The organism is Paenibacillus sp. AK002 (genome assembly GCF_053903045.1).
Genome location: NZ_CP096377.1, coordinates 573618 through 595035, shown reverse-complemented (window position 1 = coordinate 595035; position 21418 = coordinate 573618). Strand labels below are relative to the sequence as shown.

The 21418-nt window shown below is 51.4% G+C and carries 17 protein-coding genes; 7 read left to right on the top strand and 10 right to left on the bottom strand.

From position 1 onward, the window contains the following. Window positions 1-19 precede the first annotated feature (19 nt). From M1D70_RS02515 to M1D70_RS02490, 6 genes are all read right to left on the bottom strand, one after another. Window positions 20-844 carry a carbohydrate ABC transporter permease gene (locus M1D70_RS02515; RefSeq protein ID WP_009593690.1) on the bottom strand — a complete coding sequence of 275 codons (825 nt, stop codon included), beginning with the start codon at window positions 842-844 and terminating at the stop codon, window positions 20-22. 5 nt (window positions 845-849) lie between these two features. Then, entirely contained in the window at window positions 850-1794 is a 945-nt protein-coding gene (locus M1D70_RS02510; protein ID WP_009593673.1) for a carbohydrate ABC transporter permease, read from the bottom strand. Window positions 1795-1914: 120 nt separating this feature from the next. Continuing rightward, window positions 1915-3162, bottom strand: coding sequence for an ABC transporter substrate-binding protein (locus M1D70_RS02505; RefSeq protein WP_456289040.1), 1248 nt, complete (start codon window positions 3160-3162; stop codon window positions 1915-1917). A 172-nt stretch (window positions 3163-3334) separates the two neighbouring features. Continuing rightward, window positions 3335-4891, bottom strand: a complete 1557-nt coding sequence (locus M1D70_RS02500) for a response regulator transcription factor (protein WP_456289039.1) — start codon at window positions 4889-4891, stop codon at window positions 3335-3337. A 6-nt stretch (window positions 4892-4897) separates the two neighbouring features. Beyond that, window positions 4898-6700, bottom strand: a complete 1803-nt coding sequence (locus tag M1D70_RS02495) for a sensor histidine kinase (RefSeq protein WP_456289038.1) — start codon at window positions 6698-6700, stop codon at window positions 4898-4900. 42 nt (window positions 6701-6742) lie between these two features. Further along, window positions 6743-7486: a helix-turn-helix domain-containing protein gene (locus tag M1D70_RS02490; protein ID WP_036672928.1), complete on the bottom strand. Its 744-nt coding sequence runs from the start codon at window positions 7484-7486 to the stop codon at window positions 6743-6745. A 111-nt stretch (window positions 7487-7597) separates the two neighbouring features. Here M1D70_RS02490 and M1D70_RS02485 point away from each other — a divergent pair, with 111 nt between their 5' ends. From M1D70_RS02485 to M1D70_RS02470, 4 genes are all read left to right on the top strand, one after another. Continuing rightward, window positions 7598-9886: a glycoside hydrolase family 65 protein gene (locus M1D70_RS02485; RefSeq protein WP_009593688.1), complete on the top strand. Its 2289-nt coding sequence runs from the start codon at window positions 7598-7600 to the stop codon at window positions 9884-9886. 78 nt (window positions 9887-9964) lie between these two features. Further along, entirely contained in the window at window positions 9965-10639 is a 675-nt protein-coding gene (gene pgmB, locus M1D70_RS02480) for a beta-phosphoglucomutase (RefSeq protein ID WP_009593687.1), read from the top strand. Window positions 10640-10806: 167 nt separating this feature from the next. Next, window positions 10807-11769, top strand: a complete 963-nt coding sequence (locus M1D70_RS02475; protein ID WP_009593697.1) for a phosphotransferase enzyme family protein — start codon at window positions 10807-10809, stop codon at window positions 11767-11769. Between the two features lie 24 nt (window positions 11770-11793). Further along, entirely contained in the window at window positions 11794-12315 is a 522-nt protein-coding gene (locus M1D70_RS02470) for a hypothetical protein (RefSeq protein ID WP_456289037.1), read from the top strand. A 56-nt stretch (window positions 12316-12371) separates the two neighbouring features. Here M1D70_RS02470 and M1D70_RS02465 read toward each other — a convergent pair whose 3' ends face one another. The 4 genes from M1D70_RS02465 to M1D70_RS02450 all read right to left on the bottom strand — a co-directional run bounded on the left by M1D70_RS02465 (window position 12372) and on the right by M1D70_RS02450 (window position 16439). Further along, entirely contained in the window at window positions 12372-13478 is a 1107-nt protein-coding gene (locus tag M1D70_RS02465) for a GIY-YIG nuclease family protein (RefSeq protein ID WP_456289036.1), read from the bottom strand. Window positions 13479-13839: 361 nt separating this feature from the next. After that, window positions 13840-14262, bottom strand: coding sequence for a hypothetical protein (locus M1D70_RS02460; RefSeq protein ID WP_036664739.1), 423 nt, complete (start codon window positions 14260-14262; stop codon window positions 13840-13842). A 56-nt stretch (window positions 14263-14318) separates the two neighbouring features. Further along, window positions 14319-15047, bottom strand: a complete 729-nt coding sequence (locus M1D70_RS02455; RefSeq protein WP_012818685.1) for a hypothetical protein — start codon at window positions 15045-15047, stop codon at window positions 14319-14321. A gap of 525 nt (window positions 15048-15572) precedes the next feature. Continuing rightward, window positions 15573-16439 carry a helix-turn-helix domain-containing protein gene (locus M1D70_RS02450; RefSeq protein WP_456289035.1) on the bottom strand — a complete coding sequence of 289 codons (867 nt, stop codon included), beginning with the start codon at window positions 16437-16439 and terminating at the stop codon, window positions 15573-15575. A 125-nt stretch (window positions 16440-16564) separates the two neighbouring features. On the opposite strand from M1D70_RS02450, the gene M1D70_RS02445 reads away from it, so the two are divergent. The 3 genes from M1D70_RS02445 (at window position 16565) to M1D70_RS02435 (ending at window position 21387) form a co-directional block, all read left to right on the top strand. Beyond that, the gene (locus M1D70_RS02445; protein ID WP_009595488.1) at window positions 16565-17854 is read left to right on the top strand and encodes a Gfo/Idh/MocA family oxidoreductase; all 1290 of its coding nucleotides are present in this window, start codon (window positions 16565-16567) and stop codon (window positions 17852-17854) included. A gap of 112 nt (window positions 17855-17966) precedes the next feature. Next, window positions 17967-19784 carry a cache domain-containing sensor histidine kinase gene (locus tag M1D70_RS02440; RefSeq protein ID WP_456289034.1) on the top strand — a complete coding sequence of 606 codons (1818 nt, stop codon included), beginning with the start codon at window positions 17967-17969 and terminating at the stop codon, window positions 19782-19784. Continuing rightward, the gene (locus M1D70_RS02435) at window positions 19759-21387 is read left to right on the top strand and encodes a response regulator transcription factor (RefSeq protein ID WP_456289033.1); all 1629 of its coding nucleotides are present in this window, start codon (window positions 19759-19761) and stop codon (window positions 21385-21387) included. Before M1D70_RS02440 ends, M1D70_RS02435 begins: the two co-directional genes overlap by 26 nt. Window positions 21388-21418 lie beyond the last annotated feature (31 nt).

Genomic DNA, 21418 nt, shown 5'->3' with positions numbered 1-21418 from the left:
CCCTCCCGATGCTTCGATATCAGCCTTTGACGCCTGCGTTCGAAATCCCCTCGATATATTGGCGCTGGAACAGGAAGAAGAACAGGATGATCGGCAGCGTGGACAGCACGACCCCTGCCATGATCATCGGCGTATTCTCGAAGAACATATCCTTCACGCTGTTCAGGCCGACCACCAGCACGTACATTTCCGGCGTATTCGCCAGCGTGCTCGGAACGAGGTAACTGTTCCAGGTTCCGGCAAATGCAAGAATCGACATCGTAATCAGCGATGAGCGGGCCAGGGGATATACGATCCGCCAGAAAGCGCCCATCTTCGTCAAGCCATCCATCCGCGCAGCCTCCAAGAACTCGTTCGGAACCGAGATGAAGAACTGGCGGAGCATGAAGATATACAAGCCTTGATAGAGGAAGGGCACCGTCAATCCCCAGAACGTGTTCAGCCATCCGAGCTGCGCCACGTTCACGTATACCGGGATCAGGATCATATGGTACGGCACCATCATGGTGGCCACAACGATCCAATATATCAGTCCTTTACCCTTGAAATTCAGCTTGGCCAGCGCAAAGCCGGCCATCGGGTTAATGATGAGGTTCCCGATGACAACGACGCCGGTCATGATCACGGTGTTCATGAACCATCTCGGCACGTTGTACGCATCGTTCGTGAAGAAGATTTTGAAGTTCTCGAACGTCCAGTTGGCCGGCGACGTCAGCGTATTGACATGGCGCATCGGGATGACGGACGTATAGATGGTATAGAGAAAAGGAAGGGCGAATAAGAGCCCCAGGATGATCGTGCCGATGTACAGAAACGGCCGACCTTTATTCGTTCGGGTCAACATTACTCTCACTCCTTCTCATCCAGGAATTTTTTTTGCAGGTACGTAATCAGCATGATGATCATGAAGAACAGCACCACCGCCGCGCTTCCGTATCCAATGTTCATGTAACGGATCCCGTGCTGGTAGAAATACGTCACCACCGTGCTGGTAGCGCCGGCCGGCGAGCCGAGCGCGCCATAACGGGAAATCGCGGCGATTTGGTCGTAGATCTGGAAGCCGGCGATCGTCGACACCGACACGATGAAGAACGTGATCGGCTTCAGGAACGGCACCGTAATGTAGCGGAATTTGTTCCACTTGGACGCCCCGTCGATCTCGCCCGCTTCATACAGATCCTTCGGAATTTCCTGCAGGCCCGACAAGTACACAATCATGGTGAATCCGGCTTGCTGGAAGATAAACAGAATACATACGAATAAGAGCGCATAGCTGGTATCCGCAAACCAAGTCACGTTCCCGAAGCCCAAAGCTCCGAAAAATTTCGTCAGGAAGGTGCCCTGCTTGAAAAGCATCATGAACACGGTCGTGATCGCGATCTGCGAGGTAATATACGGAATGAAGAACACGGTCCGGAAAATCCCCTTGCCCTTCAGCTTCTGGTTCACCAGGATCGCCAAAAGCAGACCGAGCAGGGTCTGAATCGGAATCGAGATGACGACGATTTCCAGGGAGTGAAGCAGCGCCCGGAAGAATTCTTTATCTTGCAGAATGGTGACATAGTTTTCGAGGCCGATGAATTTGGCCTGGTCCAAGGCAGCGAAGTTCGCATCCTGAAAACTTCTTACGAAAGACTGGATGAATGGATACAGAAACCACCATGCCCACAAAATCAAAAAGGGCAGCGTAAACAACCAGCCCAGCGTCTTATCGGAGTCTGCCAGCGAACGGAACCAGGATGGCCTGATCTTGTTCCCCTTCATATCAGCGTGCTTGCTGCTGTAATCGGACATAAGTTATCCCCCGCTTCCAAACTTAAATTGGTTGGTTCATGAAAAACCCACACAAAGTGGTGTGAACAAAGGCTCCCGCTCCCCTGATAACAAGGAGCGGGAGCGGGTGTTGCCTCTTTCTTATTTGAACTGGCTTTGAATGTCGTCGAGAATTTGCTGAGCCGTTTTACCGGAGCCGCCCAGAATCAGGCCTTCCAATTCTTTCACGAGCTCATCCGTAAAGCGCTTGGTATCCGTTGGATACCCATAGTCCGTGCTGTACTCCAGCGCAGGCTGCAGCGCCTTGAATTCAGGGTTCTTCTCGAAATACTGCTCGGACAGCGAGGATACGGCCGGATTGAAGCCGAGCTCCATGAATGCGGTTTGCGTATCGTCGTTGGTCATGTAATAAGCAGCCTTCAGCGCAGCTTCTTTGTTCTTCGCGTCTTTCAATACCATGTAAGCGTCAGAGCTCATGGTGCTGCCGTTCGTCGTTCCTTTCGGAACCGGAATGGCAACCATTTTCAGGTCCGGATTCGCATCCTTCAGATACCCTTTGTACCAGTAACCGCCTGTACTCATAGCGCCCTGCTCATTGCTGAATACTTCGCCGTCCCAGCCGAAGCCGAGCGATTTCGGCGTGACCGCCAGTCCTTGGTCGTACATATCGATGATCATTTCCAGCGCCTTGACGTTCTCAGGGGAGTTGATGGTCTTACCGTTACCCCAGCCTCCGCCGAAGCTCTTCACGTAGTTCGTGATATGGAAGGCATCCAGGTTCACGATAATGCCCTTCACATCGCCTTTGTTCAGCACTTTGGCCGCTTCGATCACTTCATCCCATGTGGTTGGATACTCGCCGAGGCCGGCATCCTTCCACATTTGCTCATTGATGAAGAACATCGCCGGCATATCGCTGTTCGGTACGCCGTATTGCTTGCCGTCCACGTTCCAAATCTTCTTCGATGTATCCGGGAAACGGTTCATGTCCACGCCCGTCGCTTGAACCAGGTCATCGATTGGCGAGAACAATCCTTTATTGATGTACTCGTAAGCACCTTCGTTGGACATTTTAATGAAGTCAGGCGCTACGCCCGCAGCAATTTCACCCGGAAGCGTGTTCCAGAACTGCTCGCTGCTCGGATATTGCTTAATTTTCAGTTCGATCTCCGGATACTGCTCGGAGATGGTGTCAGCCGCTTTCTGATAAATCTCCAAATCCTGCGCCGTACCCCAGAATCCGAAATTCACCGTTACTTTTTCAGCAGCGTCTCCGGCTCCATTATCTGTATTGTCAGCGCTTTTACTGCCGCCGCAAGCGGTTAAACCCACAACAAGAGCCAGGCACAAAACCAGCATGGCCGAAAACTTCTTGTTCCATTTACCCATGATGCTACCCCCCACGTTTCTTTTGATTTACCTTACATCTTCATGATAAAGAGCCGGGACAACAAAAAAAATTAATCAAATGATGATTAATTTTTTAAAATTGACTATTTTTTTATAAATAGATTGCACTGCACGAGCATTTTTATGAAAAATCACACTTTCTTCTCTAATATCACACTTCATCTTTCCTATATTGTTTAGGAGAAAAGCCTGTGTATTTCTGGAATACAATGGCAAAATGGGCCTGATTATTGAATCCCACCATCTCGGCAACGTCATAAATTTTGTAGCGATAGTCCTTGAGGAGCACCTTCGCCTTCTCGATCCGAAGCTCGTTAATATAATCGAACAGGCCCTGACCGACCTCTTGCTTAAACAATCGGCTGACATAATTCGGACTGACGTGGAACAAATCCCCGAACAATTTCAAGGAAAGGCTCTCCGGGTAGTGCTCCTCCGTATATTCCATAATATTTCGCGTGAGCTGGCTGTAGCCTCTCAGCTCCAGATGGCTGCGATTCTTGAGCCGCTCCTCGAACAAGGCACGGTATGCGGCCGATAGCTGCCCGAATTCATGGATCTCTTCAAAGGCCGATGTTTCTTCTTGAACGTCTCCCCGGCCCGGTACGCCTGTGCCCTCTCCGATCATAAACAGCAGACCTTCGTATACCTTGCGGACATCCTTCTCTTCCATGCATTCTTCTTGCGCCAGAAACTTCTCCCACTGGGACAGCAGCACCAGGAAGCGCTCGTTCGCCTCCTCCCTGAGGGCAGACTTCATCTGGCTTAAATAGGCATCGGCCTGTCTATAGACGTGCTCACCCTTCTGTTTCAGATGCTGATAATAAAAGATCGACGTATCCGGGTGATAAAATTGATGGGACAGCGCTTTGCCCGCCTGCTCGTAGCCCGTCCGAATGCCTTCGAAATCGGCAAACCAGTCGCTGATGCCCAGCACGATGTCGATATTGACAAACCGCTTGAGCGCCGAACTGATCATTTGCACCATTTTATTGACGCGCGTCAATGAGGCCAGCAGGCTTTTCAGCTCGCTGTTGCTGATGAATACGGCACTGCACTGTTCATCCAGCTGAAGATATTCGACTTCCTTCTCCGTGGACAGAATCTCGCTGACGACGTTCTGCACCGTATTCGGCAGGATCGACTCGGTTTCCTTGGCGTACCTTTTGATAACCGTGTGATAATCCTTGATTCTGAAAAGGACGACGTACATATTGCCCTCTTTGAGCTCCGTGTCATGCAGATCATGAACATGGCCACGGAGAGCGTCATATAATATCTGCTCCTTCCGGTTGCCCGCCGTACCCGGCCCGACTTGGGCCGGAATCCCCCGGCTCCCGAACTGCTCCCGGACGCTCTTCAGCATCGCAGTCAGCTCGCGTTCATTCATGTCGGGTTTGTGGAAATAATCAAAAGCCCCCAGCTTCAACGCTTCCTTCACGTAGGCAATATCATCGAAGCTGCTCAACACGACCGTTTGAACCGGGATCTGCCGGTCCTTGATCGTCCGGAGCACCTCGAGCCCGTCCATCTTCGGCATTTTGATATCCAGCAGCACCACGTCCGGCACGGTTTCCGTTATCAGACGCAGCGCTTCTTCGCCGTCCCCCGCTTCACCGACAATGTCCACGCCCTGAGCTTCCCAGTCAATCGCCGATTTGATCCCGATCCGAACGAGCGGCTCGTCATCTACTATAAGTATTCGCACTTGCTATCACCCTGCTTCTTCTGTGATGATCGGAACCCGAAGCCATGCGACCGTTCCGCCCTGTTCTCCCCTTTGGATCCACAGGCCGTACTCGGGCCCGAAATGAAGGGATATCCGGTTCCGTATATTGTTCAGTCCGATCGAGTTGAAGGTATCCTGCGGACCGTCCTGCTCCACCTTCGCCTGTCCGCCCTCCGGAAAACCGCGCCCGTTATCGCATACCTTCATGATCAGCGCCTCCGATTCCTCATAAATCGATATGACAAGGCTGCCCTTGTAATCGATGCCTTCAAAGCCATGGAAAACCGCGTTCTCCACAAGGGGCTGAAGCAGAAACTTCAGGGTCCTATGATTCATTACGGCCGGATCCACCTCGTACGTGACATCAAATTTATTAAAATAGCGGAAATCGAGAATTTTCGTATAGTTCTCCATGAATTCGACTTCCTCGGCAATGGTCACGTAGTCGCCTTCCTTCTTCACCGTAAACTTGATAACCGAAGAGAAAGCCTGCAGCGCTTCTTCAATGCCCGTTGCCCCCTGAATCTTGGCCATCCACTTGATCACGTTCAGCGTGTTGTAGATAAAATGCGGACGAATCTGCGATTGCAGCGCATTCATCTCCAGGTTCCGCTTCTCCTCTTCCTCTACGTAAATCCGCTCGATTAAATCGCGAATTTCGTGCAGCATCTGGTCCACGGTATGACTAATCACGCCGATTTCGCCGTGCTGCTTCGTATCAAAGCTTACGTCAAGCTGACCTTGGGAGACAAGCTTCATTTTGCTGTTCAGCACCGCCAGCGGCTTCATGATCGTGGTGGCAATCCGGGCCGAGATCAGGATGCACAGCACGAGTAACAGGATCAACGCACCGATCAGAATAGCCACCATCAGGTACACGATCGAGAACAGATCCTTCTTCGGAATGACCGTAACCGCCTTCCAATTCGCCATGGAGGAGGAAGAAGAAATCATGTAGGTATCCCGGCTGATCTGCGTGTTGACCTGGCCGTCCGCGTTATATTGAAAATCGCTTCCCAATACCTCGGACGCCGCCAGTCCGATTTCCTCGGGGTGAACGCTGTGCACGATATGATCGGTTTCGTCGATCAAATAAAAATTCGTATTCTCGGAAAATGCCGACTCGCTCCACAGCGTCTTGAGTTTATCCACCGAAATGTTAAACAGGATAAACCCGAGATCCTCCTTCGTGTACGGGTCCAAGATTGCCCTGCCCACCGACACGACCGGAATTCCCTTCGTTGACAGCAGTCGCTCCTGATGAATCCCTATCGGGACAAAGCCGCCATACGCTTCCCTGATCTTCCGGACAAAAGGCTCGCGGGTAAACTGCTCCTTGAAATAAGCGAAGTTCATATATTCCCGGTTGCTTCGGCCGATGATGGACCGGCTGTTCTCGTGGTAGATAACCACGGAGTCAATCAAGTCCGAATACAGCATGATCCCGCTCTGGATCAAGCCGTTCACTTTATCGAAATCCTGCCCCCGCTCCAGCAATGGATACGTCACCTTGCCGTAATCCTTCCGCATAATGGGATACACCGTGGAGTCCTGGATCGGGAACATGGACAGCCGGAGCAGCGGCTGCAGGGAGGTATCGATATTTTTAATGATTTGTTTGTTGTTTTCCACGGCGGCATCAATCATCGTGCTCCGATTATTCTCCACGTAGACCCAGGATACGATCCCGCCGATCAGAAGAAGGGGAACGATGATGAAGGCGGAGAACGCCGCAATCAGTTTCTTCTCCAGGCTTAAGTGAAGCATTTTCTGCTTTAGTTTCTTCATGGGCCGCGTCTCTCTTTTCTCGTTGTTCGATAGGATCGTCCTTTACCGCGCCGTGCCGCTTATCCGGAATTTTCTCGGCGTCATTCCCGTAAAATTCTTGAATAATTGCGTATAATAACTCTGGCTGCAGAACTTGAACGTAAACGCGATTTCGGATATCGACTGGTTCGTATTGGCCAGCAAATGCTTGGATTCCTCAATCTTCCGCCGATTAATAAAGGTGGTTATGGCTTCGCCCGTCTCCCGCTTGAAACGATCGGACAGGTAGCTCGGGTGGACCTTCAAATATTCCGCGACCCTCTGCAGGGTCAGCTCCTCGAAAATATGCTCCCGGATGTAATAGATCGCCAGGTTCACAATGTGAGAGAACGACACGTCTTCCTTCTCGGAGCGGATCATCGACACAAACTGCACCAGCATCTCATATTCAAAATGAACCAGCCGCTCCACATCGCTCATTCGCTCGATCTCGAGGATCAGCGTGTCGCTTAAATGAAAGGCGATCTCGGGATCCACGCCGCCTTTGATGATGGCCCGGGTAAATAAGGTGCAGGAGGCAATCAAGGCATTCTTCTTCGATCGAAGCGGATACGTCGCCAGCACGGCCGCTTCCAGCTCGTTAATTTTGCGCAGCATGTCCATGGCTCTATTCTCATCGCCGAAGCGGATCGCTTCCAGCAGCTCGTGTTCATAGTCGAACGGGGGATGGATAAAATTCTCGCGCAAATAAAACATGCGGGAAGAAAGGTAAAAGGGTTGGTTTCCAGAACGTGAAGGCTCTTTCATTATTTCCCCACCACCTAAAAATATTGATAAAAACCTTGATATTTTAGTATAACATAACTCCGATTGGCTCTAAAATTCAAGAATAACCATGCTAGGAAGGAAGTGTAGACCATGACCTGGAATATATCAAATCCTGATTTGTCGCAGCAAGCCCTGCTGAATATGGAAAGTATTTTTGCACTCGGAAACGGTTACCTGGGTGTGCGCGGCAACTTCGAAGAAGGCTACGGCGAGCGCCTGTCCACCATTCGCGGCACCTACCTGAACGCTTTCCACGACGTGATTGAAATCCCTTACGGCGAGAAGCTCTTCGCCTTTCCCGATACACAGCAAAAGCTCGTTAACAATATTGATGCCCAAACGGTCCTGATCTATTTAGGCGACGAGAAAGAACCCTTCCGCCTGGATCACGGAACGATCACTGCCCATGAACGCCGCTTGCATATGGACAAGGGGTACTCCGAACGAATCGTGCAGTGGAAATCGCCCGAGGGCAAAGAGATCAAGCTGACCTTCCGCCGTCTGGTGTCCTTTGCGCACCGGGAGCTGTTCGCCATCGACGTTCGGATGGAGCCGGTCAATTTCAACGGCCAGATTCGCATCGTTTCCACCGTGAACGGCAAAGTGAAGAACTACACCAATGCCAACGATCCCCGGGTAGGCGCAGGGCATGCGGAACGGATGACCGTCATCGATGCCGGCGTCAAGGGCAGCGATGCCTATGTCGTAGACGAGACGATGGCGTCCAAGCTGCGTGCCGCTTGCGTGACCCGTCATCGCTTGAATGCCGATGCGGACATTCAGCTCGAAGCCGGAACTGGAGAGGTTACCTTCACGGCTGTTCTTCCATTGACCGGACCGATCCACTTTACGAAATACAATCTGTATACCGACAGTCTTCGTCACGGGCAAGACATGCTCGAGCGCGGCATTCAGCTGCAGGAGGAGTTGAAGGATACTTCGTTCGAGGACTTGCTTGCCGAGCAGGGCGAGTATCTGAACGACTACTGGAAATCGGCAGACGTCGTGATTCAGAACGATGACCAGCTCCAGGAAGGCATCCGCTTCAATCTATTCCAGCTGCTGCAATCCGCCGGACGGGACAAGCACAGCAACATTTCCGCCAAAGGACTGAGCGGCGAAGGTTATGAAGGCCATTATTTCTGGGACACGGAGATTTACATGTTCCCGGTATTTCTGATGACGCAGCCGGACATTGCGCGCCAGCTGCTGCTGTATCGTTATTCCACGCTGGAGCAGGCGAGAGACAGAGCGCGGGAAATGGGACACCGGCAAGGGGCGCTGTTCCCGTGGCGCACGATCTCCGGAACGGAATGCTCCTCCTTCTTCCCTTCGGGAACGGCGCAATACCATATCAGCGCAGATATCGCCTACAGCTATATTCAGTATTATCTCGCCGAGCAGGACCGGGATTTCCTCTTGTCCTACGGGGCCGAGGTACTGATCGAAACCGCCCGCCTGTGGGCCGACATCGGCCACTATTATAACGGCGCTTTCCATATCGATGAGGTGACGGGGCCGGATGAGTATACCTGCTGCGTGAACAACAACTATTACACAAACGTCATGGCAAAGCATAACCTGAAATGGGCCGCCAAGAGCTGCGCCATTCTGGAATCCTACGATGCGCAAGGCTTCAAATCCCTGTGCGGCCGGCTTGGCGTAACCGCGGATGAAATTTCCGCTTGGGCGAAAGCGGCGGACGCCATGCTGCTCCCGTATGATGAAGCGCTCGGCATTAACCCGCAGGACGATACGTTCCTCCGCAAAGCGGTATGGGATTTCGAGAACACGCCGGAGGACAAATATCCGCTGCTGCTGAACTATCACCCGCTCACCATTTACCGTTATCAGGTATGCAAACAAGCGGATACGGTGCTCGCCCACTTCCTGCTGGAAGACGAGCAAAGCTTGGAAACGATCCAGCGTTCGTATGATTACTACGAAGGCATCACGACGCATGATTCGTCGCTGTCTTCCTGCATCTTCAGCATCATGGCCTCAAAGATCGGCAATATGGACAAAGCGTATGAGTACTTCATCGAGACGGCACGCCTCGATCTGGACAATACGCACGGCAACACGAAGGACGGCCTGCACATGGCCAACATGGGCGGTACCTGGATGTCGATCGTCTACGGCTTTGCCGGCATGCGCCTGAAGGAAAGCGGACTTTCCCTCTCCCCGGCCATTCCGAAGGACTGGGAGAAGTATGCGTTCCGCTTGAACTTCCGCGGCCGTCTCATCGGCGTAAACATCGAGAAGGACGGCGTGTCCTTGGAGATCGTCGAAGGCGAATCCATCGAGATCAAGCTGTACGACGAGGCCGTAACGCTTGAAGCCGGGAAACCTGTGAAACATGCGCTGCAGAGCAAATAACGCATTTTTCTTGCGATATCCGGAAGGTCCCTGTTTCGGGTTTATACTTTCCGTTTTCTCACAAAGGAGCTATAAGATATGAAAGAAACACGCAAGCTGAAGGCTGTCATCTTTGACTTGGACGGCGTCATTACCGATACCGCGGAGTATCATTATCAGGCATGGAAAGCCACGGCAACCGAGCTGGGCATTCCCTTCACGAGAGAATTCAACGAGAATCTCAAAGGGGTATCCCGAATGGATTCCCTAAAGCTCCTGTTAAGCCAGGCGGAGACGCCTGTAAACTATTCCGATGAAGAGCTGGTACAGCTGGCTGACCGCAAAAACAAGCTGTACGTCGAGCTGATCGAAACGATCACGCCAGCCGACCTGCTGCCGGGAATTACGGAATTTGTAGCAGACATCCGGTCGGCCGGCCTGAAGACCGGCATCGCGTCAGCCAGCAAAAACGCCATCGCCGTGCTTACACGGCTTGGGGTCATGGACCAGTTCGACGTGATTGTCGACGTAACCAAGCTGAAGAACAACAAGCCGGACCCGGAGATCTTCCTCACCGCTGCCGCAGAGCTTGGCGTAGAGCCTGCCGACTGCATCGGCGTGGAGGATGCCGCCTCCGGCGTTGACGCCATCAAGGGCGCCGGCATGTTCGCCGTCGCGATCGGCAACCCCGCGCATTTCCCGCATGCGGATGTCGTGCTGTCCAGCACGTCGGAGCTGAATTTCCGTGAGCTGGCGCAGAAATTCGAAGGCTGATAGAAAAATGTAAGGGTGCTCCTAAAGGAGCGCCCTTTTTCGTATAGCCCTCCCATTTTTTGCAACCACCCGCGATCTTCGTTAGACTGTAATTGGTAGTGAGTACAGTAACTTTCCGGTATGTAAGCATAAGCATCATATCGAGAATACGATAAAGGGGACTTTCCATGGAACAGGCTGTCTTGGATCAAGGGGCCGAACGATTCGGCCGAGGTTCTTATTCGCTGAAGTTACTTGGGGGATTCGATCAGAATGTATTTGAATACAACGGTGAAGACGGACGCCGCTTCATTATGAAATTCTTGGACGCGTCCAAATACCGCAAAGCCTCGATCATTCGCGAGCTGACGTGGATGGCCTATCTCGCCGAGCAGGGTCTGAACATGGCAGTGTCCATTCGATCCGCACAGGATCTTCTTATTGAAGAGGTAACCCACGATTCCAAGCGATACCATGTCATTGCCTTTACGAAGGCTCCCGGCAGCCCGTTAACGGATGTAACATCGGATTTTGCGATAATCAAGCAGTGGGGACGCGGGATGGGCCGTATGCATAAGCTCGGCAAAAAGGACGCCACCGCTTCGTCACTCGTGCACCGAATGGCGTTTCCCCAATGGAATGATCATGTGATTTTTACCGATGCGTTCCCGGAGGCTGCAGGTGAAAGAGTCCATACGCAGTGGAAGCTGTATCTTAAGGAATTGGAGTCCCTCCCGCAGAATGAGGAAGGCTACGGCATCGTCCACAATGACCTCCACCATCACAATTTTCACGTACATAACGGGGAGATTATCTTTTTCGATTTCGGGGATGTCTCGTACCATTGGTTCGCCTACGATATCGCCATCGCCATCTATCATGCGGTTCAGACGGTTTCGGAAAACCGGAAAGCCGAGTTTGTGGCCCGATTCTTCGACTCGTTCTTATCCGGCTATCTTCAAGAGAATACGCTGAGCGAGGAATGGATCCAGCGGATCCCGTTGTTCATCGACTTTCGTAATATCTACTCCTATGTCTACTTCGCCAAATTCGTAAATTGGAATGAGATGGATGAACGCACCCGGAAATATCTGTTAGCGATGAAAGCGGATATTGAGGCAGGCAAATCCGTTGTAAAGCTGTCTATTTAATAAGAGAAGGAAGATTGCTCTGCCATGAAACCTAAATCCAAACATCTCCGCCGGCTCGGGTATTTGGGCCTGGGGCTGCTCCTCTCGGCCATCCTTCTATACCTGCTGTTCCTTCGTCCCACGCCCATCAAGGTGGGTGGATTTACGTCCTCTGCGAATGAAAATACCATGATCTTCGAAGTCATAAATAAGGGATTCGCCGATGTGAAGCTGCTGGACGTGCGGGTGAACGATGGCATGAAGCCCGCCAAGGCCGAGCTGGGCGTCAGTTATTCCCTTCATCTGGTCGGAGGCGAAGGCCTTGATGAAGATCCCGATATCGAATTCGTCGATATTCGGGAGTTGCCGCTAAAGCCCGAGCTCATGCCGGACGAGAAGAGAGCCGCGCTTGATCAAGGTTCGCGGATTCCGCTTAATTACGGCATCCGTCTTTATAACAATCAGCCCATCACGCAGATTGAAGTGAAATATAAGTATGGATGGATCACTTTTACGAGAGAGATGCCGATGGGGCGATTTTTCCGGGATAACGTCTCCACAAAATAAGATTGGAAATATAGGCGATAAAAAACCGGGCTGCTGCAGCCCGGCTCATGCTCAAATTAAAATGACACAACATGATGATTCAAAAAATCCCGCAGCGCAGCTTCCATATCAGCCTCCCCCTCGTCTTCCATCCATGAATCCTGAAGAACAAGATAGCGGCAGGCGCTGCTCTGCAAATAGCTGTAGATGATTTGTGCAGCATCGATATCTTCCCGGGTAACCTCGGCAGCATCGCATTCCATATCCCTCGTGAAATAGCTGAGAATCAAGGCTTTGACCCTCCGCCTCAACGATTCAATGTCCGCTGTTGCAGCCACAGAGCACCTCTCGCTGTGCAGCACTACGTTCCCCTTTATCAAGAATAACTTGATCGTATCTTCGTTTAAATACTCGTAGACAACGATGCTGTGATTCTCTTCGGCGAACTCGATCACATGCCGCTTACTTAAGAGCAGGTTCACCGCCTCCATGCCGTCCCTGTATTTTGCAGCCTGCTCAAAATCGAAACGCTCGGCTGCGCCCAGCATGGTTCGCTCCATTTCATCATATAAACGTCGGTCGTCCCCTTGAAGCAGAGCAATGAATCGATCCATGATTTCATCAAATTGCCGAGCGGTTTCGCCGCCAAGACACTTGCCGAGACAGAGGCCAATCGAATAATTCAAGCAGGGGGTATTTGCCGAAGAAGCGGCAGGTGTATGATTGCAGGCGATTTTACAGCATTCCTTAACCTTCTGCACTGCATGTTCAAGACTATGTCTGCTGGCTGTATAGGGGCCGAAACAACGAGACCGGTCGGGGCCGCCTTCATCCAGTGTATCCGTAAATTCCAGCCATCGCCAATCTCGCTTTTGCCGCAATACGATATAACTATAACCTAGCGGATTTTTCATCTTGCGGTTATACATCGGCTTTATGTCCTGAATGAGCCTGCATTCCAGCATGAACGCCTCAAACTCCGTGTCGGTGACGATATGCTCGAGGTCTTTGACATGCTGAACCAGCCTCTTCACTTTGGGGGAGTGCGATTTATTGTTGTAAAAATACGATTGTACTCTCTTCTTGAGACTTTTGGATTTGCCAACGTAAATGACCGTTCCACGCGAATCTCTCATGAGATATACGCCCGGCGACAGCGGCAGCTCTTGTATTTTTGTTTTCATTATGACTGTCGATCCTCTCAACGAATCTATCAAACACGGCGTTTTCGTTCACTTCCAAGATACCATATGCACACCAAAAAGCACCACATTCACGGGCTGATTCAACTCGATGGACGTGGTGATTTTATTAGCGACTAGGGCTACGGCCTCTATTACCCCCGTCTCACATAGGGTGGATTGATTGTCGTGCTCCCGCATGCGACCGAAGGCCCCATAATAACTGATTCTCGAATATAATTGTTGGAACAGGATCAGGCAAGTAGAAAGTTGAAGGCAGGTTATTCAAGGTGTCTCAAGGTAGTACAAAAAAACAATAAGACGAACTCTGATAAGAAGCAGTCCGTCTTATTGTTAATCAGAATCAATTTAATTTATTGAAGTGTTCTTCACTTATTAGATCGAATAACTGTGGGGCATTGAAGGTAGCTTCATCAAATAGAACATCACTTCCAGAATCGCCACAATATAATTGTACATTCTTTTGTTCATCTAGAAATTCAAGATGGAAGAACGGTAGGATATAGCTTTCAGTTTCACTCATCTCATAATGATTGAAGAAATCCACAACTTCCTTATCAATAGGTACACGTAATTCAAGTAGGCCGTCATCACCAAAAGTCCTTTGAACCGTTTGTTTTTTCAGAAAGGGGGCGTCAGCATCATCTTGTGCCCAACATCTTATCTTAAGATACTTACATTCTTTGCAAAAAAACAAAATAATTTTTTTTACCAGATCTTTTCTTTGTTCTGTTTCAAGTTTGCTACTCAGTATATGTGTGTACAATTCTTTGAACTCACCTCATTTCTGACAACTAACATTCTATTTATCATTATATACTGTCATTCATTTTCAGGAATATCTTCGTTTGGTGGTATCCCTGGAACCGTTTCAGATTCAACCGGAACTCCTGGAGCTTTTTTAGATTCGTCTGGTTCTTGTGCCTTCTCATTAGGAGGAGCAGAAAGTTCATCTGATCCAGTATCGATAGGTGGTTGCTCACTATTTCCTTCCGGTTGATCTCCCGCTGATCTAGCAGCAGCAACCAAAGCTATAGCACTTGCAGGCCATGTAGCCCAAGCGATTACAACTATTGCTACAACTACACCAACAGTTACAGCAACTTCCCAATTTGTTGCTTTATTCAGTTGCGCCTTAACTTCTTCCTGCATAGCTTCTTTGGCTTCAGTTATGGCAAGTAGGGGGTGGCAGTTCGTCTTAGAGGTATTATTTACAGTGTCATGAACATACCAACAAATGCTTCCAGCTAGATTAGTTCTCGCTGAGATATGAAGATTGGCTTTATGTATTGAGTAGTTTCCACGAGAATCTTTTTCCCATACGTGAATGTTTGTATGAAGTATGTTCTGTGTTTCATTCCATGGACCTGCCCATCCATTGTGTAGTTGAATAACATCAATTTTATAATTACCTGGGTAAAATTGGGCGAATAACCCGGCAGATCCACTAGCTCCTACTTTAAGGGGAGCGGATACCAATAAAACTAGTGCTAAGATTGTTGCTAAGACAGCACTTCCCCTCTTAATGAAAAACTTTTTCACCAAAGACATTTGATCACTCCTTATTTTTATTGGATGGTAACAATAACTCATAAAATATGATATATTTTTTCTATAAAAGGGTAATAGTCCCATATAATTAAATATAATGCATATTTTTTGTGAAAGTATTGAATAAAAAGACGAAAAAAATGGCGGATACTGTAGAAAGTAATGAGGAACTGACTCGAAGGTTTACATTAATCTTACGACTTTGGAAAAGTGATCGTCTCTATACGTGAATTGCAATATGAGCGAATTGAATTAACAGAGTATATAAAACATTATCTTGATATTCTATTAGATTATTTATTACAAGAAGACCATCTAAACTCTCGATCAAGACGAACCTAAGCAGCAATCTCTTTTTCGTCTTTCCGAGTAAGCTTAATCCGTCATTAGTTATGTTAAGTCGATCCATTTTCTCTTCAAGTTCAATTACAAATCCCCTCACATCCTCGCTGAAATAAAATAGAGACTATCTATTTTATTTCAGCTTTTTCTAGCGAACCAGAAAGAAGACACAGCCATATTCCTCTAGCTTCGCATTCGATACTGCTGCCGGTATGCCCTCGGAGACAGCTGAACCGTCCGCTTGAACATCTTCCCGAAATGGGAGAAGTTGCTGAAGCCCGATCGCCAGGCGATATCCGTGATGGAATCATCGCTCTCCCGCAGGAGACGCTGCGCTTCCTTGACCCGAAGCAGGTTGAGATAATCGCTGAAGGTAAATCCCGTCGTCTGCTTGAACAGCCGGCTGAGATAGTGCGGGCTGATCCGGAACGCCTCCGCTACCTCGGGCAGCGTTAAGGCCTGCCGGTAGTTGTCGTTAAGATACCGGACGACCGCCTGGGTCTTCGGATGAAGAACCGGCTCCGTATCGGCGGAACGAACCGTGCCCAGATGCCGGCTGCGGTAGGCAAAGAGCAGCAATTCGACCGTTCGGTGCCGAAGCAGCCAGCTGCTTCCCGCTTGAGGATGGATCATCTCATTCACCATGTCGCCGACCATTCGCTCCACCGCTTCACTCGCTGGCGAAGGAAGTCTTAGAATCGGAACATCCCAACCGAACGGCTCCTTCAGCCCCTCGGCCAGTTCAAGCGGTACGGCCAAATCGGCGAACAATTCCGGGCTTAAATAGAGGACAAGGCGATCATGGTCGGGCCGGCCGCTGTCCAGCGTCTTATGAACGGCATTCCGGTCCACGAAGACAAGATCACCGGCCCGAACCCTGTAGGAGCGATCCTTGATGAAGTAGATCCGCTCGCCCGATAACAGGTAGTACAGCTCATAATGATCGTGTAGATGGTCGACCGTCATCGAGAAATAGCCAATGCGGCGATCATACTCCATGTTCAAATATCCGGCGGGATCGTGGTAATCTGCTCGAAACGGCTTGGTCATGCGGCTGCCCCCTTTCCTTGAATTATAGCAAAATATGCGGCATTTGAAAGCGATTACGCATGAAATGCGGCGAAAGCAGTGCTCCCTTGTTATAGGCTAGAGCTATATTCAAGGAGGCGATATAGATGAGTGACAAGAAACGTTATGTATTGGTCGGTACCGGCGGCCGCGCCGAATTTTTTTATGGCGCCCTGGCCCAAAACTTCCGCGACAAATCCGAGCTTGCTGCCTTTTGCGATATCAATCAAACCCGCATGAATTACGCGAATCAGCTGCTGCGGGAAAAATATAAATACGCCGAGGTGCCTACCTACCCGGCGGACCAATTCGACCGGATGATCGAGAACGAGAAGCCTGACTACGTGATCGTGACCAGCATCGACCGGACCCATCACAAGTATATTATCCGCGCGATGGAGCTTGGATGCGATGTCGTGACCGAGAAGCCGATGACGATCGACGAGGAAAAATGCCAGGCCATCCTGGATGCCGCCAAGCGGACCGGACAGAACATCAGGGTCACCTTCAACTACCGTTACGCCCCCCACCATACCAAGGTACGGGAATTGATCATGAACGATACCATCGGCCAGGTGACCTCGGTGCATTTCGAATGGCTGCTGAATACCCGCCACGGCGCGGACTACTTCCGGCGCTGGCACCGGGACAAGCGGAACAGCGGCGGATTGCTCGTTCATAAATCCACCCATCACTTCGACCTGGTCAACTTCTGGATCGGTTCCCATCCTGAAACCGTTTTCGCCTTCGGCGATCTCATGTATTATGGTAGAGAGAATGCCGAAGCGCGGGGCGTTACGCAATTCTATAATCGCGCGACCGGCAACAAGGTTGCGAAAGAGGACCCTTTTGCACTCCATCTGGATTCCGATGCGCATCTCAAAGCCATGTATCTGGATGCCGAACCGGAGGACGGCTACCAGCGGGACCAAAGCGTATTCGGAGACGGCATCAACATTGAAGATACGATGGGCGTCCTCGTGCGATATCAGAACAAGGCCATTTTAACGTATTCGCTGGTCGCCTATCAGCCGTGGGAAGGCTATCGCATCGCCATCAACGGCACCAAAGGCCGGATCGAGATGAACATCGTCGAACAATCCTACGTCAATTCACTGGGCGACAAGAGCCTGGAAGGCGCGTTAATCGGGAAAACGCTGCGGGTGCTTCCGATGTTCGATGCCCCGTACGAGGTTCACGTCGAGGAGCAGCAGGGCGGACATGGCGGAGGCGACCCGGTGCTGCTGAATGATCTGTTCGGGGAACCGGTGGAAGATCCTTATGCCCGCGCGGCCAACCATATCGATGGGGCGAGATCCATACTGACAGGAATTGCAGCCAACCGCGCCATCGCCACCGGCATGCCTGTGCGAATCGGTAATCTGGTTCGTTTCTAAGCCGTACACGGCTGCTCCAAGCATTTTTCCTTCAAAGGCTGCGTATTTGCGCAGCCTTTTTTCACATGTCGCAAACCGCCTAGAAATCCGCTTTTCGCAAAGGAGGAAATTGATGTTCTTCTCATTAAAAAGCCGTTTGATCGCCTTTATCGTCGCACTCTTCGTCCTCTCTTTCGGCACGCTCTCCTTCCTGCTGTTTACGGAATCGCGCACCGTGATCCGCTCCTACATCGAATCATCGGCCCTTGAAAAGATGGAGGAATACGGTTCTTACGTGGATATGGTCCAGATGCAGATTTATGACGTCGCTTCCCTGGTCTTCAACAGTGACACAGCCAAGAACTGGGACAACGCCATCGGCGATCCGCTGCTGCCCGAGGGGGAGAAAATGCTTGCCAATCTTGCGATGAGCCGATTTCTGACCCAAGCGACCAACAGCTACACCAGTATCTCCGATGTATCCATCTACCGGCGCAGCGGGCTTCGGGTCGGCGGCGAGAACCAAGTCGAAAGCGACCCTGCCTTTTTGCGGGAATCGTGGTACAGGAACTTCTTCGCGTCCGGAGACCGCTGGCTGCCAGCGCATACGGACCAGCATGAACGCGTCCGGGATCACGGCAATCCCGTTGTCAGCCTGCTGATGCCCATCGGGACCTTCCATCATGCCACGGCGCAAAACGTGATGAAGGTTAACGTCAGCGAGTCTTATTTTCTGGAGCCGCTCACCCGGATCCACTTGGCCAAGAACAGCACGATTTTTCTGTTGAACGAGCAAGGAAGCCCGATTCTATCCCAGCAGGCGCATGAACTCGGCGCCGGAGCCCTATCGGAAATCGATCGCATTCGAAACGGCCCGCTGAAATCGGGCGTCGTTTATCTGACCAACGATGAGGGGCAGCGGGACATTCTGGTTTACAAGAAGCTGGGGCGCACCGGTTGGATGCTGGCCGGCCTGGCGCCGGAGAAGGAACTGTACTCCTCTCTTCACAAGCTTCAGAGTACCATTCTGGTGGTCACGGTCGTTCTGATCCTGGTCTCCCTGTTTGCAGCCGCATGGCTCTCCTATGGCGTCACCAAGCCTTTAACGCGTCTGGTGCTGGCGATGAGGCAGGTGCAGCGCGGAGCCTTCGACCAGGCCGAGTCCGTTCTGCCTCCTGACAAAAACGTAAAGAGCGAGATCAGTTACGTCATCTCCACCTTCCGCTATATGATCAGCCGCCTGCGGCAGCATATCCAGAACGAATTCGAGCTGAAGCTGCTCCGCCAGCAGGCGGAATATAAAGCGCTGCTCATGCAGATCAATCCCCACTTCATGTTTAACACCCTGGAGCTGGTGAGCAGTCTTGCCATGCAGCGCCGGACGGACGATACCGTGCAGGTGATCGAGGACCTCGGCAAAATGATGCGCTTCTCCATGAATACCAGCGACGACCGGGTCCCCCTAACCGAGGAACTGGCCTATGTCCGCCACTATATCTCCATTCTGCAAACCCGCTTCGGGCCTAAACTCGACATCTCCGTTCACGAGGAAGGCCGGCTGGATTCGCTGGTGATGATCAAGTTCATACTGCAGCCGCTGATCGAGAATGCGGTCAAATACAGCTTTCAGCATCAAACCACGGCACAGGTGGACATCCAAATCAGCAGGCAGGGCAACCGCCTGTTTCTCCGCGTCGCGGATAACGGTCCCGGCATGCCCTCCGAGATTATCCGCAAGCTCCAGGACCCCGCGGCGGCCTCCCAGTTGGAGCCGATCCTCCGAAGCGAGAGCTGGCACATTGGACTCGGCAACGTGATTGCACGCTGCCGCTTGCATTACGGCGACTTATTTGCCGTTCATATTCGGAATGGGAGCGAAGCCGGCACATACATCGAACTGATTCTACCGGTACAGGAGGAATATCATGTACAACGTATTGATCGCAGATGACGAGATCGAGGTTCGCGAAGGGCTGAAGCTGAAAGTCGACTGGGAAAGCATGGGCTTTGCCATTTCGGGGGAGGCCGGGAACGGCCTGGAAGCTGAAGAGCTCTTGAAATCCCATTCGTATGACCTGCTCATTACCGACATGAACATGCCTGTCATGGACGGCGTCCAGCTGCTGGACGTTTGCCGGAGCCACAATCCGACTATCCAGATCATCATCATTACAGGATACGAGGATTTTCAATACGCCAGAGCAGGCGTCCGCAGCCACGCCATGGACTACTTGCTGAAGCCCGTTGCCCGGGACGACCTGAAATCCGCCTTAAGCAAAATCAAACACGAATTGGATAAGAACCGCAAGGTACGGGACGATTCGGAAATGATGCAATGGCGGCTATCCCAATATTACAAAGAAATGAAGGAACGCTTCCTGCTGGATCTCGTGCGCGGCAATCGCCTGCCCCCCGCCTCCCTGCCGGAACGGATTCGACTGTTTCACCTGGAGGATTGGCAGGACGGCCGCGTATGCTTCATCACCGCGGGCATGAGGGAATCCGGCATGCAGAAAGCACCCGAAGGCCGCGCGCCCGAGCAGCTCCGCCTTCCGTTTCAAATGGTCTGCCATGAAATCGCCGAGTCTTATCCGGGCGGCGTTCAAGTGTTTCATGATGCAGCTCATCCCGGTATCATGCATTTCATTGCGCTTGACGGCATTCAGCATGCATTCGCGGATAAACTCGCCGCGCAGGCATCCTCGTATTTAACCGTGGAGGTGCAGGTAGGATTTGGGCTGCCCGTGTCGGGACTTGAGCGCTGGAAAGAGGGTTATATCCACTCCCTGCTGGCCTGGAATCTGGCAGGACGCCAGAACGGACCGGATCAGGCACCCGTAACCGACCAAAGTCCGTTGCTGCCGGACGAAACAAGCCGCGCGCTTCATCGCTGCCTGATCCGGGGCGAATTGGAATCCTTCCGCAGCATCATCCGGAGGGAGCTGGGCGAGGCATTCCGGCTATCGCCTTCCCGCTTGGTACGGAGCCTTTTTCAAATCACGCTGATTATGGAATCCGCCGCTTTCGACAACATACGGCATTCACGGGGAGGGGGGCCTTTATGGATTTCACCCGAATGGGTTTTATGGCTGGAGACCCCGGAGCAGGCGGAACGCCTGCTGATGCAGTGGGCACAGGATTTTGTTGACCACCACCTGGAATCCGGAGACGGAGACGCTACCCTGATTGAATCCGCCAAGCGGTATATCGAGGAAAATTATATGCAGGAATTATCGCTGACCTCGCTGGCCGAGCAGTATAATTACCACCCTACCTACTTCTCGGAAATGTTCAAGGAAGGGGCTGGAGTCTCGTTCATCCAGTACGTTACGGAGGTTCGGATGAAACACGCCGTACGCCTGCTGCAGGAGACCCGATTGACGGTATGGGACATAGCCGAGCTGACGGGTTTCTCTTCACCCGGCTATTTCAGCTCCAAATTCAAAAAGATGTTCAATCAAAGCCCTTCCGAGTTCCGACTGTCGCAATCCGAAAAAATCGAACACGATGATCCGAAGAAAGGAGATTCCGCCCTCTCTCCTCCCCCGGTATGATGTGTTTACCGGGCGCACCGACATACCGATT

What these genes read in the sequence shown, in the direction of transcription:
- M1D70_RS02495 (WP_456289038.1), bottom strand. Translation starts at nt 6,700, where the DNA reads ATGAAGAAACTAAAGCAGAAAATGCTTCACTTAAGCCTGGAGAAGAAA.
- M1D70_RS02450 (WP_456289035.1), bottom strand. Translation starts at nt 16,439, where the DNA reads ATGACCAAGCCGTTTCGAGCAGATTACCACGATCCCGCCGGATATTTG.
- M1D70_RS02440 (WP_456289034.1), top strand. Translation starts at nt 17,967, where the DNA reads ATGTTCTTCTCATTAAAAAGCCGTTTGATCGCCTTTATCGTCGCACTC.
- M1D70_RS02435 (WP_456289033.1), top strand. Translation starts at nt 19,759, where the DNA reads ATGTACAACGTATTGATCGCAGATGACGAGATCGAGGTTCGCGAAGGG.
- pgmB (WP_009593687.1), top strand. Translation starts at nt 9,965, where the DNA reads ATGAAAGAAACACGCAAGCTGAAGGCTGTCATCTTTGACTTGGACGGC.
- M1D70_RS02470 (WP_456289037.1), top strand. Translation starts at nt 11,794, where the DNA reads ATGAAACCTAAATCCAAACATCTCCGCCGGCTCGGGTATTTGGGCCTG.
- M1D70_RS02475 (WP_009593697.1), top strand. Translation starts at nt 10,807, where the DNA reads ATGGAACAGGCTGTCTTGGATCAAGGGGCCGAACGATTCGGCCGAGGT.
- M1D70_RS02465 (WP_456289036.1), bottom strand. Translation starts at nt 13,478, where the DNA reads ATGAAAACAAAAATACAAGAGCTGCCGCTGTCGCCGGGCGTATATCTC.
- M1D70_RS02510 (WP_009593673.1), bottom strand. Translation starts at nt 1,794, where the DNA reads ATGTCCGATTACAGCAGCAAGCACGCTGATATGAAGGGGAACAAGATC.
- M1D70_RS02515 (WP_009593690.1), bottom strand. Translation starts at nt 844, where the DNA reads ATGTTGACCCGAACGAATAAAGGTCGGCCGTTTCTGTACATCGGCACG.
- M1D70_RS02505 (WP_456289040.1), bottom strand. Translation starts at nt 3,162, where the DNA reads ATGGGTAAATGGAACAAGAAGTTTTCGGCCATGCTGGTTTTGTGCCTG.
- M1D70_RS02445 (WP_009595488.1), top strand. Translation starts at nt 16,565, where the DNA reads ATGAGTGACAAGAAACGTTATGTATTGGTCGGTACCGGCGGCCGCGCC.
- M1D70_RS02485 (WP_009593688.1), top strand. Translation starts at nt 7,598, where the DNA reads ATGACCTGGAATATATCAAATCCTGATTTGTCGCAGCAAGCCCTGCTG.
- M1D70_RS02455 (WP_012818685.1), bottom strand. Translation starts at nt 15,047, where the DNA reads ATGTCTTTGGTGAAAAAGTTTTTCATTAAGAGGGGAAGTGCTGTCTTA.
- M1D70_RS02490 (WP_036672928.1), bottom strand. Translation starts at nt 7,486, where the DNA reads ATGAAAGAGCCTTCACGTTCTGGAAACCAACCCTTTTACCTTTCTTCC.